Below are 15082 nucleotides of genomic sequence, written 5' to 3'. Positions count from 1 at the left end.
TAACGGCCCGTTGGTCAAGCGGTTAAGACACCGCCCTTTCACGGCGGTAACACGGGTTCGAATCCCGTACGGGTCATCAAAAAGCATGTACAACAGTACATGCTTTTTTTCTACTCTTTTTTACATATAAAAAAAGCACCTTTTAAATAAAAGGTACTTTCCAAAAACTCGCTATCTATTTGATATAAGCAGCAAGTTAACCGCGTTTTGCACCGCGTCCACCGCGTTTTGATTCGGTATGGCGTTTTAGGGAAGATAAACGTTCTTCACTGTCTTTTAAGAAACGATTCATTTTTTGTTCGAATGTTTCTTTTGTACGGAAATCATTACCGCCACCACGATTATTATTACGTTGTGGGCGTGAATCACGTGGACGGTCTGAGCGTGGCGCTCTTGCAGGACGCTCTGGTCTTTCTGGACGTTCTGGTTTGTCTACCGCTTTCTTAATTGAAAGACCAATTTTACCATCTTTCTCAACGTTAATTACTTTGACTTCAACTTCGTCGCCCACTTTTAAATGGTCGTTAATGTCCTTTACGTAATTATCAGCTACTTCACTGATATGAACCAAGCCTGTTGAACCTCCTGGTAACTCAACAAAAGCTCCAAAGTTCGTAATACCTGTTACCTTTCCCTGTAACTTGCTGCCTACTTCGATTGACATAAAAAAAATGCTCCTCCTTAAATGATAAAAGAAATCAATTTATTATATTATACAAAAAGCAAAAATACACTGTCAACGAACCATACGTTTAGTCTTTTTTTACATTAAAGATAATTTCCCCGTCTTCTGATAAAAAATAATCTCTGCGGGCAATCTTTTTAATATAATCATCGTCATTTAACTTGACGATTTCACCTTTTAACTGTTTTTGCTTGCTTTGTAATTTTGTCAGCTGCTGTTCTAATTTCACCTTCTCAGCTTTTTTGTTCTCAATAGCTGAGGTTTGCGTAATTAAAGCTGATACCATCAATCCACCAATGATTAAGGCCAACACTCCGAAAACAGTCAAACGCCTAATTAAACCGATACGCTTTCGATCTGTATTTTGTTTAATTTGCTCTTGTTTATGGCTATAATCAGTATTTAACTTCGCGACCTTTTTTTTTCGTACCGCACTCATTGAATTAGTCGTCCCCCTTGTTTTTTAAAGTGTTCACCCATGCAACGATTCTCATTATCATATTCTTTGCACGATTGTAAATTCCTTCTATATACCGAAAACCCATATGTAAAAATCGTTTTACAGGTTTAGGCATCATTCTCCAAAATACGAAAAGAACCCACCTGGTCGGTACGTAAATAAGCTTTAGACAGAATACGAGCAGCTTATGAACAGCTTGGTAGATCCCTAAAGCGACTACAACTAAAATATGAATAAAGAAGCGGATAGGCTTGACCAAAAAAATATTACTAAGCGTTAAAACACCTCGATATAAACTTAATACGCTCGAGACAGTAAATGTTAATACTTTTAAATACAGTGATTGAAATAAGCTTTGATACGCGGCAAAGCCGCAAAACAAAGCAAGAAATGCATACAAACGCAGTTCTCCTTCATTCACTAAAAACAACACATAAAAAATGAGAAGAGCTTGCACCATCCAAAACAATACGTCATTCACAAATACAAACCATGGGCGTGATTTAGAGCGATTAACAAAGTAACGATAAGTATCGAGAGAAGCACCTAAACCGCTTCCCATCGATACCATCGCAAGCATTGTATAGAGCTGAATGTTTAAACTCATCGAAACAACTTACTAAAGAATCCTTTAGCCTTCTCCGATTGGTTCTCATCTAAGTAAACTATATCAAAGATTTTTCCTTTTATCGATACAATTCCTTGATCAACGTCTAAATTTTTCATTTGCAGATTTTGCCCTCTAACTGACAAGAAACCCATCACTGTTTCAAGTAAAAATTCCTCATTGTCAAAGCTCTCTACCTGCTTCACACCCGTGATATCTAAGAGACGCCGACCCTTCATCACTAAATCATGATTTGGAGTATGGTCTTTGTTTGAATTGCTTGTTTCGTAAAATTGGCTCATATCTTCATCCCCACCTCATTCATTAAGAGCATTCGCTCTTGTTATCTGTTGTTTAAAACATATGAATGAGAAAGGTGATTTAGAACAAGCCTTCATCAGTTATACTTCAGATGAAATACGCTCTTCTTTGACAATTGAGTACAAATTAGCTGCTTCTTCTTTTTTAGCTGCTTCTTGAAGAGCCTCTATTTTAACGGTAATTTTCTTCGTGCCAAATGTGATCGCTAATTCATCTCCTACTTTCACATTTGTGCTTGCTTTTGCAACGATTCCATTAATGGTAATACGGCCCTTGTCTGATACTTCTTTTGCTAATGTACGGCGCTTAATTAAACGTGATACTTTTAAAAATTTATCTAACCTCATAATTCCCTCACCTTTCTGTTTTACAAACCTGTTTTTTTTGCTTCTTCCCAAAATTCATCTAACTCTTCTAACGAAAAAGATTCAAATGGTTTTTCAGAAGCTCTCACTTTTTCTTCAATATATTGAAATCGATTTAAAAATTTTGTATTCGTTTTGGCTAATGCAGCTTCAGAGTCGATTTTATAGAATCTTGCAATATTCACTAAAGCAAATAAAATATCTCCAAATTCATCGCTCATTTTTTCTTTATCAGCATGCTGTACTTCCTCTTGGAATTCAGCAAGTTCTTCCTGTACTTTTTCCCACATTGGTTCAACTTCTGACCAATCGAAACCAACTTTTGCAGCTTGTTTTTGGTATCCATGCGCTTTCATTAAAGAAGGCATAGCCCCAGGTACAGAAGCTAACAGAGAAGAAGGTTCCTCTCCTTTTTCTTCTTTTTTGATTTCATCCCAATTTTTTAAGACCTCGTCTGCATCATTTACGCTTACTTCACCAAATACATGCGGATGGCGCCTTACCATTTTCTCTGCAACACTGCGAATGACATCATCAATTGAAAACATTCCTTCATCTTCACCGATTTGTGCATGAAGCAATACCTGTAGCAATACATCACCAAGCTCTTCAATCATATTATCGTCATCTTGACGGTCAATTGCATCTAATAACTCATAAGACTCTTCTAACAAATAGCGCTTGAGCGATTCATGCGTTTGTTTTTGATCCCAAGGACATCCGTTTGGTCCTCTGAGCGTGGCAATAATCCTTCTGAATGCGTCAAATTGATGGTATAAAATTGTTTCATCTGCTACTGGAGGGACATAAATAGTCGTTAAGTTATTGAGCGACATTTCTCTATCCAATTCATACAGCTTGACCGGCTGGATTTTTTCTTCGCTGCTTCCCGCTGCTGTTACAATGTAAACGAGGTAATCATCAGGAACATGTTCCATCAGCGTTAGCTTTACCTCTGAGGCAACGAACTGATCGTACACTTGAGCAATTAGAACATGACCGGTTAACTCTATTTCGCTTCGCTTTAAATCTGTTCCGTCTAGTAGCTGAAACCCTTCGATAGGATCGATCTTTAGCGCACCAAAAATTGGGTCTAAGAAGCTTTGTCCTCCTTTAATTTCAACAGGAATGCCTCGTTCTTTTCCTTTTTGTAAAAGTAATTGAACCGTACGTTCTGCCACTAAAGGGTGCCCGGGAACGGCATACACCACTTCTTCTATTGAAGCTTTATCGATTAAATCACTTGATATATGTTCATATACCTGTTCAAATGCATCATAAGATTCGTATACGTCATCATAGGATACATACGTCAAGCCTTCACTTTCTAATTCTTTGATTACAGGATGTTCTTTTGTGCGCATATAAATATGCTTTTCCTGCTGTAGCAAGCGATAAATGCCTACAGGTAGCTGTTCTAAATCGCCTGCTCCTAAACCAATAACTGTTACTTTACCTGTCATTGCTTCACCTTCTTAATTTATTTTTTAATACGTATTTAGCTAAAACACTTCCCATTGGAAGTAAACGTAATTCTTCTTCGGTAAAAATATGTTGTTTCATAATGATAAACAAATAAAACAAACCGCCTATTAAAACACCAGCTCCTGTTTCAACCACTTGTTTGCTTATATCTAAACCATTAGACCATGCAAAGTGATGTAAACAAAATAAATAGCTTTGCAAAAGAACGACCATTGCTATGCCCGTTATAAAAATACCTCCACTCGCCTTTTTCGGAACAAGAAGTACAGCTAGCTTTTTATACAGAAAAAATAGATTGATTGCTGCAACGATAGCGAATCCAGTTGAGGAAGCAATGGCTGCTCCTATGGTTTGAAAATCTGGTATTAGCCAAAGATTCAATATCAGTTTGACTGCCATGCCAGCGATGACGGCTATTACAGGCGCGAAAACAGCGCCCATCCCCTGCAGCACAGCTCCAGCAGTTGCTGCTACTGTTGTAAATATAACTAACAAGCTCAAAATTTGTAAAACGTCCGTTCCGTGGGAGTCACCGTATAAAAGCATATTAATGGGTTTCATCAGCGCAATCAAGCCAAAAGCTGCTCCAACTCCGACTACAAGCGATAGACGGAGAGACAGCTGAACTTTTTCAACCACAAATGACAGGTTCTTTTTCGCAATGGCTGAAGAAATAACAGGTACAAGCGAAAGCGAAAAAGCTGTACCTACTACTGTACCTAATTGAATCAACGGAAGACCACGGTCGTAAATACCTTTTAAAATTTGTGCTGCCTCTTCAGCCATGCCGTGCGCCGTTAGACTAGAATATAAAGTAAAGGAGTCAATAAGCTGGATAAACAGCAGACCCATACCGCTAATACAAATTAATAAGCCTTGAATAACAAGGATTTTAAATATTCTCTTGATGTCTGCTTTTTTTATGCGTTGAAATACTCCCTTAGAATTTGTCTTTGTTCTAAAAACAAATAAAAATAAAATAACAAGGGATGTTATACCGCCTGTTATAGAACCAAAAATAGCTCCCGCCCCTGCAGTATATAAATCATAACCATGTTGGATCAAGAAAATAGACAGATACAAAATAGTCCCTACCCGTACAACTTGTTCTGCAATTTGAGACAACGCTGTAGGAAACATATTATGTAACCCTTGATAATAACCACGAATAACAGCAATAAACGGAATAAGTAAAAAGGAAAATGAAATAATTTGAATGAGAACTGTTAACTTACGATCTCCCATCCATTCGGCAATCGTTTCTGCGAAAATATATTCGAACGCAAATATCGTGCAGCCTACTACAAATAAAAAAGCAAACGAAACTTGAAGTATTCCTCGGATTTCCTTTCTCCGATTTGTTACCGCATACTCAGCTACTAACTTTGAAATAATTACAGGGAAACCATATGTACCTAGCTGTAGCGCAATTCCATATAGCGGATAAACTTGCTGATAGATATAAAACCCTATATCTCCCGCGATATGGTGATATGGAATACGATAAGTGGCACTTAAGATTTTCGTAAATAAACCTGCGAGCGTTAAAATAACAGCGCCGTTAAAAATAGAATAGAGCTTTGATTGTTTCTGCATTCCTACACCTTTCACCTGCAGCTTGTAATGATATGAACAACTCTTTTTATTAGCCTCTAACCGCAATAGAATAGAGCTTTGTTCTTATAAAACATCCTGCACTTTCCAATAAATAAAATACCGTACCATTATATCATGTTCTCTTTATTTCTAAGGTAAGACAGCATGAAAAAAGGCAGCAGAAACTGCTACCTTTTCAGTAAATAATGTAAAATAAAGATAATTACGCTTACTGCTCCATTTGACGAGATAAGAAGCTAGCTGCTGTTTCGGCTGCTTTATGCTCTACTTCACCAAGAGACTTATCTTTTGAGAAAATGACAACAGCTCCAATCGGATCTCCATTTGCAATAATCGGACCGATTGTGTAAGAAGAAATATTTTCTTCGTATCCATCGACAAATTCCAGGTTTTTGCCATCAGTTACTAAAGAAGAACTGCGGCTTTCCATAACAGATTCCACTAACGAACTAATGTTTTTATTTAAGTATTCTTTTTTAGAACTTCCTGCTACCGCAATAAATACATCGCGGTCACAAATAAGTACAGGATGACCTAAGCTATCGTATAGCGCTTCGCCATACTCTTTTGCAAAGTCTCCTAATTCACTAATTGGCGAATATTTCTTTAAAATAACTTCTCCATCGCGATCGACGAAAATCTCTAACGGATCTCCCTCTCGGATACGAAGCGTTCTTCTAATTTCTTTTGGAATCACAACGCGACCCAAATCATCAATACGACGAACAATACCTGTTGCTTTCATTCATTGAAGCCTCTCTTTCATATGATGATTAAAATAGTTGGTGAATATCACTGATGGCTATATGATAAAAGGTTCACCTTTGTTGAGGTTAGTATTCTTCACTCTACAACTTCTATTCACCAACCATCTCTTTTTTTGTTAAAAAGTGTGCTTTTATTAAAAAAATGTCCAAAAAACCGCCAAAACATGGGGATTTGGATATTTTTATTTGACTATACAAAAGAGGCTGAGACATAACTAAACCTATCTCGCCTAAAGACGAACAAATAGGAGAAATGAGGTGAACCGCTTGAGACACCAGCTAGAAGCAGCCACATACATGAAACCTGCGTTCACCATATCAATAAAAAAATCCGAACGAGTTGGATTCTTTATCAAGAACCTCAATTCATCGTTCGGATTTTCCTTTAACTAAAATACTTTTGTCTTGCCTGTTTTAATTGGTAACTTGTTCTTTTTTAACAGTGGCTACTCCTTTTACTAACTGATACACAATATTGAGCCATTCTTTTTGAGCAAGTCCTTTTACATTAACCACTAATTTTACTTTCTTGCCTTCCATACCTAAGCTGACCATTCTGCCAAATTGATCACCTAGCATGAATAATTTTTGGCCGTCTACCGTTGAGCTCGCTTCTTCAGACAGCAGAATAGAAATTTCTTGTTTTGACTGAAGAATAGATTCTACTAAGTTCTGCGTTGCATATACTTTTGTTTCAGCTACTTTAAACAAATACTCAACCTCAGCCGGATACTCTCCAAAACGATCAATCATTTCATCCTGCAATTCTTGAATATCCTCTAGTCCTTCAATTCCTCTAAAGCGCTTATACATCTCAATTTTCAAGCGGCCGTCTGTAATGTACTGATCAGGAATATACGCGTCTAAATCTAGATTCATTTCCACATTAAATTTTACACTTTCTCCGTCAGACCCGCGTCTTTCCTCTATCGCTTCTTTAAGCATTTGTGAGTAGAGATCGAAACCGACAGAATCGATAAATCCATGCTGCTGAGCACCCAGTAAGTTTCCGGCACCACGTATTGAAAGATCACGCATAGCAATTTTAAAACCAGAACCTAATTCGGTGAATTCTTTAATAGCTTGCAGACGCTTTTCAGCTACTTCTGTCAGTACTTTGTCTTTGTGATACGTAAAGTACGCATATGCCACGCGATTTGAACGACCTACACGCCCTCTTAATTGATACAGTTGTGATAATCCCATCTTATCAGCATTATTAACAATAAGCGTATTTACATTGGGAATATCTACTCCTGTTTCGATAATGGTTGTACTCACAATCACGTCATATTCGCCTTCTAAAAAGCTTAAGATAACCGCTTCGAGTTCGGTTTCATTCATTTTTCCGTGGGCATACGTTACCCTAGCATCAGGCACGAGCATCGAAATTTCTTCTGCTTTTCGTTCAATATCTTCTACGCGATTATATAAAAAGTAAACTTGGCCATCACGCGCTAACTCACGCTCAATCGCTTCACGAACTAAAACCGGATTATACTCCACTACATATGTTTGAACCGGAAAACGATTTTCAGGCGGCGTTTCAATAACAGACAAATCCCTTACGCCCAACATAGACATATGTAATGTTCGTGGAATAGGTGTTGCTGTGAGTGTAAGGACATCAACGTTTGCTTTCATTTGCTTGATTTTTTCCTTGTGCGTTACACCAAAACGCTGCTCTTCATCGATAACTAACAATCCTAAATCTTTATAAATCACGTCTTTAGATAGTAAACGATGTGTACCAATCACTACATCTACGGTCCCGTTTTTTAACCCTTTAATTGTTTCTTGCTGCTGTTTACGGCTGCGAAAGCGGCTCAATAGCCCAATGTTGATTGGATAGTCTTGAAAACGCTCACGGATGGTTTCATAGTGCTGCTGAGCTAAAATAGTGGTTGGCACTAAAATAGCCACTTGTTTTCCATCTGTCACAGCTTTAAACGCAGCACGAATGGCTACTTCTGTTTTTCCATATCCAACGTCTCCACAAAGCAGACGATCCATTGGTCTTTCATGTTCCATATCCTTTTTAATTTCTTGTACAGAACGAAGCTGATCTTCGGTTTCTTGATAAGGGAAAGCTGTTTCAAATTCTCTCTGTAAATCGCCATCTGGGGAAAATGCATAACCTTTACTTGCTTCACGCTCTGCATACAGTTTAATTAAGTCATCAGCGATGTCTTGAACAGAAGACTCAACTTTTCGTTTCACTTTCTTCCAATCATTTCCGCCAAGTTTATATACTTTTGGCTCTTTCCCTTCAGAGCCTACATATTTTTGTACTTGATCAATCTGTTCAACAGGAACGTACAGCTTGTCAGAGCCTTCATATTTGATATGGATATAATCTTTATGATTACCGTTAATCTCTAACGTTTCCATTCCTAAATAACGGCCAATACCGTGGTTCACGTGAACGACATAGTCACCTACGTTTAACTCTGAATAGCTTTTAATACGCTCTGCATTGGAAAGCTTTTGACGACGCTTTGATTTCTTTACCCGTTTTTTAAACAATTCTTCCTCGGTTAAAACAGCTAATTTTTGCATCGGCAGTTCAAAGCCCATTTGTAAATCGCCTTCAATAATTTGAACAAGACCTGGCACAAGCTGACCATTTCCATCTAAAATAGATGAATCAATATCATAATCTGCTAGCACACCTTCGAGTTTTTTCACGCGCTCTTTATCTGCTCCTAAGAGGACTACCGTATAATTAGCATTTTTCCAACGTTCAATTTCATTTTTTAATAAGTTCATTTGGCCGTAAAACTGCTGCATCTGCTTACATGAAATATTAATAATATTTTGCGGGCTCGTATACGATACGTGCTTCAAAAATAACGATAAGTATAAAAACTGATGTTTTGCTCGCTGAATAAGAGATGGGAGCTTATGAGATAATTGAACGTCTCGAACAATTTGCCCCTGTCCTAATAATTCTGTTATCCATTCAGCTTCCTCTGTTTCAAGCTGATCAGACGTTTCTTGAATTCGAGTTGTCTCATCAAAGATGACAAGGCCGCCTTCTGGTAAATAATCTAGTAAACTAGCAGGCGATTCGTAGAAGAATGATAAATACTTGAACATATTTTCAAGAAGTTGACCTTGACGCAGCTGTTCAATTTCACCTTTAATATTTTCTGTTAAGGTAGCTTTTAGCGCTGCGTTTTTCACTTGTTGCAGCGTCGAAGCCAGCTGTGCTTCTAGTTCTTCAATTCCTTGGGCCACTTCATTTCGGTTCACAATGATTTCCGTAGCAGGGCCGATTGAAATTTCTTTTAACTGCTCTTGAGAGCGTTGATCCTCGATTGTAAAAGTACGAATGGAATCAATCTCCGTATCAAATAGTTCAATTCGGACAGGTAGCTCTTCTGTTAACGGATAAATGTCAATGATTCCTCCGCGCACACTAAACTCACCCGGAGCTGAAACCATCGATGCCCGCTCATAACCCAACTCAACTAACCTTTTTAAATAATGATCAACGTCGATGTCAATTCCCATTTGAAACGGCAGCTGCGTTTGCTCCCATCTTGCTTTAGGAGGCAGCAGCTTTCGAATTCCTGCAAGCGGTGTTACAACTACTCCACCTGTATGTTGACTCCAATAATTGAGTACTTCAATTCGCTGAGCCTTTAATTCTGGACTTGCAATCCCCACTTCTGTAGCAACTAAATCGTTAACAGGGTATAAGAAAACGTCTTTTTCCGGTAAAAGATGCAAAAGGTCTTCATACACTTTTTGAGCTTGATATAAATTATGAGTCACTACTAATAAGGGGTATTTTTTATCCTCATTTAAGAGTGCCATTAATACAGATCGAGCTGAACCGGAAATTCCCGTTACTAACTGTTCTTTCAAACCTTCTTCTAAACTGCTGACAACAGCTCCAATTTCTTTATTTTCTTCAAATTGCTGTCTAATCCCTCGCAAAGGAATTCCCTCCTCCCATGATATGTCTAAACTAAACAGAAAAACGCTTTGGTTTGAGACCAAAGCTTTTTATTGTATAAATGTTTCGTACTGATGATAGTCTGGATTTCGTTCTAGCGCTTCTTGACAGTCTTCACAAATAATTTTAACCACGATATCTCCACTATTATGGTAGTGAATAAAGTCTTTTCGTTCATCTGCGGTTAGGTGATTAAAACCGAGTGCTTCTGTATTGTGAGCTGTCTTTTCTATCATACCGACTTTTGCGCCACAATGTCTACAGAAATAATGAATAGACATACAAATCCTCCCAAATCTTTTAGTGTTAGTATGGACGATTGAGAGAAATTTTATTCTACTTAATTATAGCGATTCATTACTTCTAAGAACGTTTTACCTAAAAAATCTTCACTCGCGTGTACAGACGTTTTCATCGCTTCTTCCATATGAACCATTTCATCTTCTGTAAAGCGCCCTAGTACGTAATCAACTACTTTCATACCGTTTTTCGGACGATCAATTCCAATACGAATTCGGTTAAACTCTTGGGTTTTTAAATGCTGAATAATTGATTTTATTCCGTTATGGCCGCCCGGACTTCCTTTTGTACGCAATCTTACTTTTCCGCACGGTAAATCTAAGTCATCGTAAATAACAAGCAAGTCTTCGACGTCTATATCAAAATAGTCCATTAACGGGCGAATACTTTCTCCTGATAAATTCATATATGTTAGAGGCTTTAATAATATGACTTTTTCTCCTTTTATTATACCTGTTCCATATATTCCGTTAAACTTTGTTTTATCTAATGAAATCATAAACTGTTCAGCAATTTTATCAATTGCCATAAATCCTATGTTATGACGAGTACGGTCATATTCTTTTCCAGGATTTCCTAAACCAACGATTAATTTCAAAATAGATACTCCTTTCCACTCTATGTAAGTTGTACATAATAGGTAAATGTCTTTAATGTTTTACATTACTATATAGTATCACTTTTATTATAATCAATTCACACAAAAAGACGTAACCTTTTGGTTACGTCTTTTTATATTATTCTTCGTTATCTTTTTCTTTTGTTGCTTCAACATCGCCTTCAGCATCCTGAACTTCGCCGCTGTCCGGCTCTTCTTCCTGTTGAGGAGGTAGTACAGAAGCAACTGTATCTTGTGCATCATGCGTAATTTCTAGCTTTTTATCTACCTTAATATCCGCTACTGTGATTGTATCATTAATTCCTAAACCTGATACATCTACATCAATAGATGATGGGATATCTTGCGGCAAGCCTTTTAATGAAATTTCATGTAGGGACTGCTGTAATACGCCGCCTTCTTTTGTTCCTTTTGCTTCTCCTACTAGAGATAAAGAAACTTCAGTATCAATTTCTTTCTTCATGTCGACCACTTGGAAATCGGCGTGGACAATTTCGTTTTTTAATGGATCGGTTTGAATATCATGTAACATTACGGAATATTTTTGCTTATCCACTTGTAATGTTAACACTCCATTGCGTCCTGCTTCACGAATAGTCTTAATAAAATCAGCACTGTTTAAGTAAATAGGTGTGGATTCTGTTTTATTTCCGTAAACAACCGCTGGGAAGTTTCCTTCGTCGCGAATCTTTCTATTTGTAGAATTTTTGAAATCCGTTCTTTTATTTGCTTGAATTGAAATACTCATTTTATTCACCTTCCAGTATGTTTTCTACTTAAAATGTACCCTTTTTAGAAGGTTGCTAAACATGAAACCCAGTTTGAACAGTAATATATCTTTGGTCATTCCGTCCAAAGCGCTTTAAAATCAAGGGTTAGCACATTTAAATTTTTTTCAAAAAAACCTCTTTCCAAATGGAAAGAGGTTCTATTTATCAATCAAATAATGTACTAACTGATTGCTCTTCGTGAACACGAATAATCGCTTCACCGATTAACGGAGCTACTGAAAGTTCTGTTACTTTATCAATTTTCTTATCTTCTGTTAAAGCAATAGAGTTTGTTACAGCTAGCTCTTTGATTGTAGAGTTTTGAATACGCTCAATCGCAGGGCCTGAAAGCACTGGGTGTGTACAACAAGCATATACTTCTTTTGCACCTGCTTCAATTAATGCACTTGCACCAATTGTAATTGTACCAGCTGTATCAATCATGTCATCAATCAAGATTGCTGTTTTTCCTTCCACTTGTCCAACAATGTTCATAACTTCTGCTACGTTTGGACGTGGGCGACGTTTGTCAATGATAGCGATCGGCGCTTTTAGACGTTCCGCCAAACGGCGAGCACGCGTTACGCCACCGTGGTCCGGAGATACAACAACAACGTCATCAAGGTTTTTACTCTTGAAGTATTCACCTAAAATTGGAACACCTACTAAATGGTCAATTGGAATATCGAAGAAACCTTGAATTTGAGGAGCATGTAAATCTAATGTGATAATACGAGTAGCTCCCGCTTTTTCAATGATATTTGCTGCTAATTTGGCAGTGATTGGTTCACGTGCACGAGCTTTACGATCCTGACGAGCATAGCCATAGTAAGGCATAACGATGTTAATCGTTTTAGCTGATGCACGTTTTAATGCATCAATCATAATTAATAATTCCATTAAGTGTTCGTTAACTGGAGCACTTGTTGATTGAATGATAAATACATCACAACCACGGATACTTTCTTCAATGTTAATTTGAATTTCACCGTCACTGAAACGATCAACCGAACATTTACCTAATTCCACACCAATTACTTTTGCGATCTCTTCAGCTAAAGCCTTGTTTGAATTTAGCGTAAATAACTTTAAATTTTCATCAGCATATACATTTGACATTTTATTGTGAAACCTCCGTCAGGATTTTTTATTAATATCAAGCTTTTCAGCATAGTTTTCTTTATTTACTTGTTTCGCACGAGCAATTGATAATGCTTTTCCTGGCACATCATCCGTTACGGTTGAACCAGCTGCAACATAGGCGCCTTCACCAATTGTTACAGGTGCAATTAAGTTTGAGTTACATCCTACGAATGCCCCATCTTCAATCTTTGTTAAAAATTTATTTTTCCCATCGTAGTTAACTGTAATAGATCCGCACCCTAAGTTTACACCTTTTCCGACCTCTGCGTCTCCAATATAACTTAAATGAGAAGCTTTGCTACCTTTGCCAAAAGATGCTTTTTTAATTTCTACAAAGTTTCCTACGCGCACTTCATCTCCAATTAATGATTGAGGACGAATATGTGCAAATGGGCCAATTGTGACTTCGTGACCAATTTCACTATCGTGAGCAACAGAATGGCGAATAGAAGTATTATTACCTATTTTGCAGTCTTTAATTTCACTGTTAGGTCCTACTTCACAATTCTCTCCAATTACAACTGTTCCTTGAATAACCGTACCAGGATAAATAAACGTATCTCTGCCAATGACAGCATCTGCTGAAATGTACGTGTTAGAAGGATCCACAATCGTCACTCCATTTAACATATGCTGCTTGTTGATGCGCTTTTTCATTGTTTCTTCTGCTTGAGACAGAGCAAATCGATCATTAACGCCCAATGTTTCAGCAAAATCGGATGTTTGATATGCAGAAATAATTTGACCTTCATTTTTTAGAATTTCGATAACATCAGGTAAATAATACTCTCCCTGTACATTATCATTTGAAACTTTTGAAAGTGTCTCAAATAATTTCTCATTATCAAAACAATACGTACCAGTATTAATTTCCTGTACAAGACGCTCTTGTTCCGTGGCATCTTTATGCTCAACAATCTTTTCAACAGAACCTTGTTCATTTCGAATGATGCGTCCATATCCTGTTGGATCTTCTGCATGAGCTGTTAAAATAGTTGCCATTGCATTTGTTGCTTCATGATGCTTTAATAAAGATTCAATTGTTTCAGCTGTAATAAGCGGAGTATCTCCACATACAACAATTGTCGTACCTTTTTCATGTGCAAGTAAAGATTCTGCTTGCATTACTGCATGAGCTGTTCCTAACTGCTCTTCTTGTAAAGCAAATAAGCTTGTATCTCCAACATGTGATTTCACTTTTTCGGCACCGTGACCTACAACTGTAATTAAATTTGTTAAATCCAAACGTGATAACTGATCAATTACGTGTTGCACCATCGGTTTGCCACACACAGGGTGTAACACTTTATATAAAGATGACTTCATACGTGTACCCTGACCAGCTGCCAATATGACTGCATATCTTTTTGACATAACAGGCCTCCAATTTTACCTTTTTATCCATTAAGAATATTATATCAAAAATGACAGCATTTCAAGGAATCATTTATAAGTCATGAATTTTATTTTTTGGTAATGCTAAAGTTTTACAAAGGTGTGAAATTATATAAGTGGTAATCAAAAAGAAAAGAGCCTACTTTTCAGTAGACTCTTAATGTATCATATGTTTACGAAGCACCCGCTTCTTCAAATTCAACTTCTACCTCACCTAAACGATGATATTCTGCTAAAACAGCATCTTGAATCTTTCCGCGAGTATTTGAATTGATTGGATGTGCAATATCACGGAACTCACCATCCGGTGTACGTTTACTTGGCATGGCTACAAATAAGCCATTATTACCATCAATCACACGAATATCATGAACAACAAATTCACCATCTAATGTGATTGAAGCAATCGCTCTCATACGTCCTTCAGTGTTCACGCGGCGTAATCTTACGTCAGTTACTTCCATCTTGTTCACCACCTTTTTCTATGCGAAGCTTTACATACTTAATTCCACAGAATTTTGTGTTTTCCTGCTATTCAGAAAAAATTTTTAGAAAATTTTCGCAAAAAAAGTGAACAATTGGAA

At 37.3% G+C, this 15082-nt stretch carries 15 protein-coding genes and 1 tRNA gene; 1 reads left to right on the top strand and 15 read right to left on the bottom strand.

Annotated elements, in window-relative coordinates; all coding sequences use genetic code 11:
* Positions 1 to 4: 4 nt before the first annotated feature.
* A tRNA-Glu gene (locus tag AC4NPH_RS29890) sits at positions 5 to 76 on the top strand.
* Positions 77 to 196: 120 nt separating this feature from the next.
* On the opposite strand, the gene AC4NPH_RS29885 is transcribed toward AC4NPH_RS29890, so the two are convergent.
* From AC4NPH_RS29885 to spoVG, 15 genes are all read right to left on the bottom strand, one after another.
* Positions 197 to 664 carry a S1 domain-containing RNA-binding protein gene (locus AC4NPH_RS29885; protein ID WP_013054879.1) on the bottom strand — a complete coding sequence of 156 codons (468 nt, stop codon included), beginning with the start codon at positions 662 to 664 and terminating at the stop codon, positions 197 to 199.
* 88 nt (positions 665 to 752) lie between these two features.
* Positions 753 to 1124, bottom strand: a complete 372-nt coding sequence (locus tag AC4NPH_RS29880; protein WP_013054878.1) for an FtsB family cell division protein — start codon at positions 1122 to 1124, stop codon at positions 753 to 755.
* Between the two features lie 4 nt (positions 1125 to 1128).
* Positions 1129 to 1752 (bottom strand): spore cortex biosynthesis protein YabQ, encoded by a 624-nt coding sequence (gene yabQ / locus AC4NPH_RS29875; protein ID WP_013054877.1) that lies wholly within the window; start codon positions 1750 to 1752, stop codon positions 1129 to 1131.
* Positions 1749 to 2054, bottom strand: a complete 306-nt coding sequence (gene yabP, locus AC4NPH_RS29870) for a sporulation protein YabP (RefSeq protein ID WP_013054876.1) — start codon at positions 2052 to 2054, stop codon at positions 1749 to 1751. The genes yabQ and yabP overlap by 4 nt, the downstream gene beginning before the upstream one ends.
* A gap of 99 nt (positions 2055 to 2153) precedes the next feature.
* Positions 2154 to 2420: an RNA-binding S4 domain-containing protein gene (locus AC4NPH_RS29865; RefSeq protein WP_013054875.1), complete on the bottom strand. Its 267-nt coding sequence runs from the start codon at positions 2418 to 2420 to the stop codon at positions 2154 to 2156.
* 20 nt (positions 2421 to 2440) lie between these two features.
* Positions 2441 to 3901, bottom strand: a complete 1461-nt coding sequence (gene yabN, locus AC4NPH_RS29860) for a bifunctional methyltransferase/pyrophosphohydrolase YabN (RefSeq protein WP_053487849.1) — start codon at positions 3899 to 3901, stop codon at positions 2441 to 2443.
* 4 nt (positions 3902 to 3905) lie between these two features.
* Complete coding sequence (locus AC4NPH_RS29855; protein WP_063670387.1) at positions 3906 to 5519, bottom strand: putative polysaccharide biosynthesis protein; 1614 nt, start codon at positions 5517 to 5519, stop codon at positions 3906 to 3908.
* 229 nt (positions 5520 to 5748) lie between these two features.
* Positions 5749 to 6285: a stage V sporulation protein T gene (gene spoVT, locus AC4NPH_RS29850; RefSeq protein ID WP_013054872.1), complete on the bottom strand. Its 537-nt coding sequence runs from the start codon at positions 6283 to 6285 to the stop codon at positions 5749 to 5751.
* Between the two features lie 436 nt (positions 6286 to 6721).
* On the bottom strand, positions 6722 to 10252 hold the full coding sequence (gene mfd, locus AC4NPH_RS29845; RefSeq protein WP_013054870.1) for a transcription-repair coupling factor: 3531 nt from the start codon (positions 10250 to 10252) through the stop codon (positions 6722 to 6724).
* 69 nt (positions 10253 to 10321) lie between these two features.
* A complete protein-coding gene (fin, locus tag AC4NPH_RS29840) occupies positions 10322 to 10552 on the bottom strand; it encodes an anti-sigma-F factor Fin (RefSeq protein ID WP_013054869.1) in 231 nt (76 codons plus the stop codon).
* Positions 10553 to 10611: 59 nt separating this feature from the next.
* The gene (pth, locus tag AC4NPH_RS29835; protein ID WP_013054868.1) at positions 10612 to 11169 is read right to left on the bottom strand and encodes an aminoacyl-tRNA hydrolase; all 558 of its coding nucleotides are present in this window, start codon (positions 11167 to 11169) and stop codon (positions 10612 to 10614) included.
* 139 nt (positions 11170 to 11308) lie between these two features.
* Entirely contained in the window at positions 11309 to 11938 is a 630-nt protein-coding gene (locus AC4NPH_RS29830) for a 50S ribosomal protein L25/general stress protein Ctc (protein ID WP_013054867.1), read from the bottom strand.
* Positions 11939 to 12125: 187 nt separating this feature from the next.
* Entirely contained in the window at positions 12126 to 13079 is a 954-nt protein-coding gene (locus tag AC4NPH_RS29825; RefSeq protein ID WP_013054866.1) for a ribose-phosphate diphosphokinase, read from the bottom strand.
* Positions 13080 to 13097: 18 nt separating this feature from the next.
* Positions 13098 to 14477 carry a bifunctional UDP-N-acetylglucosamine diphosphorylase/glucosamine-1-phosphate N-acetyltransferase GlmU gene (glmU, locus tag AC4NPH_RS29820; protein WP_098197579.1) on the bottom strand — a complete coding sequence of 460 codons (1380 nt, stop codon included), beginning with the start codon at positions 14475 to 14477 and terminating at the stop codon, positions 13098 to 13100.
* 194 nt (positions 14478 to 14671) lie between these two features.
* Entirely contained in the window at positions 14672 to 14962 is a 291-nt protein-coding gene (gene spoVG / locus AC4NPH_RS29815; RefSeq protein WP_013054864.1) for a septation regulator SpoVG, read from the bottom strand.
* Positions 14963 to 15082 lie beyond the last annotated feature (120 nt).

The organism is Priestia sp. MDV22-iso46 (assembly GCF_058629175.1).
The sequence above is the reverse complement of the archived record's forward strand: the minus strand, read 5'-3'. Positions and strand labels throughout refer to the sequence as shown.

Coding starts and splice junctions, on each gene's coding strand:
- AC4NPH_RS29885 (WP_013054879.1), bottom strand. CDS start 664: ATGTCAATCGAAGTAGGCAGCAAGTTACAGGGAAAGGTAACAGGTATT.
- AC4NPH_RS29880 (WP_013054878.1), bottom strand. CDS start 1,124: ATGAGTGCGGTACGAAAAAAAAAGGTCGCGAAGTTAAATACTGATTAT.
- yabQ (WP_013054877.1), bottom strand. CDS start 1,752: ATGAGTTTAAACATTCAGCTCTATACAATGCTTGCGATGGTATCGATG.
- yabP (WP_013054876.1), bottom strand. CDS start 2,054: ATGAGCCAATTTTACGAAACAAGCAATTCAAACAAAGACCATACTCCA.
- AC4NPH_RS29865 (WP_013054875.1), bottom strand. CDS start 2,420: ATGAGGTTAGATAAATTTTTAAAAGTATCACGTTTAATTAAGCGCCGT.
- yabN (WP_053487849.1), bottom strand. CDS start 3,901: ATGACAGGTAAAGTAACAGTTATTGGTTTAGGAGCAGGCGATTTAGAA.
- AC4NPH_RS29855 (WP_063670387.1), bottom strand. CDS start 5,519: ATGCAGAAACAATCAAAGCTCTATTCTATTTTTAACGGCGCTGTTATT.
- spoVT (WP_013054872.1), bottom strand. CDS start 6,285: ATGAAAGCAACAGGTATTGTTCGTCGTATTGATGATTTGGGTCGCGTT.
- fin (WP_013054869.1), bottom strand. CDS start 10,552: ATGTCTATTCATTATTTCTGTAGACATTGTGGCGCAAAAGTCGGTATG.
- AC4NPH_RS29830 (WP_013054867.1), bottom strand. CDS start 11,938: ATGAGTATTTCAATTCAAGCAAATAAAAGAACGGATTTCAAAAATTCT.
- AC4NPH_RS29825 (WP_013054866.1), bottom strand. CDS start 13,079: ATGTCAAATGTATATGCTGATGAAAATTTAAAGTTATTTACGCTAAAT.
- glmU (WP_098197579.1), bottom strand. CDS start 14,477: ATGTCAAAAAGATATGCAGTCATATTGGCAGCTGGTCAGGGTACACGT.
- spoVG (WP_013054864.1), bottom strand. CDS start 14,962: ATGGAAGTAACTGACGTAAGATTACGCCGCGTGAACACTGAAGGACGT.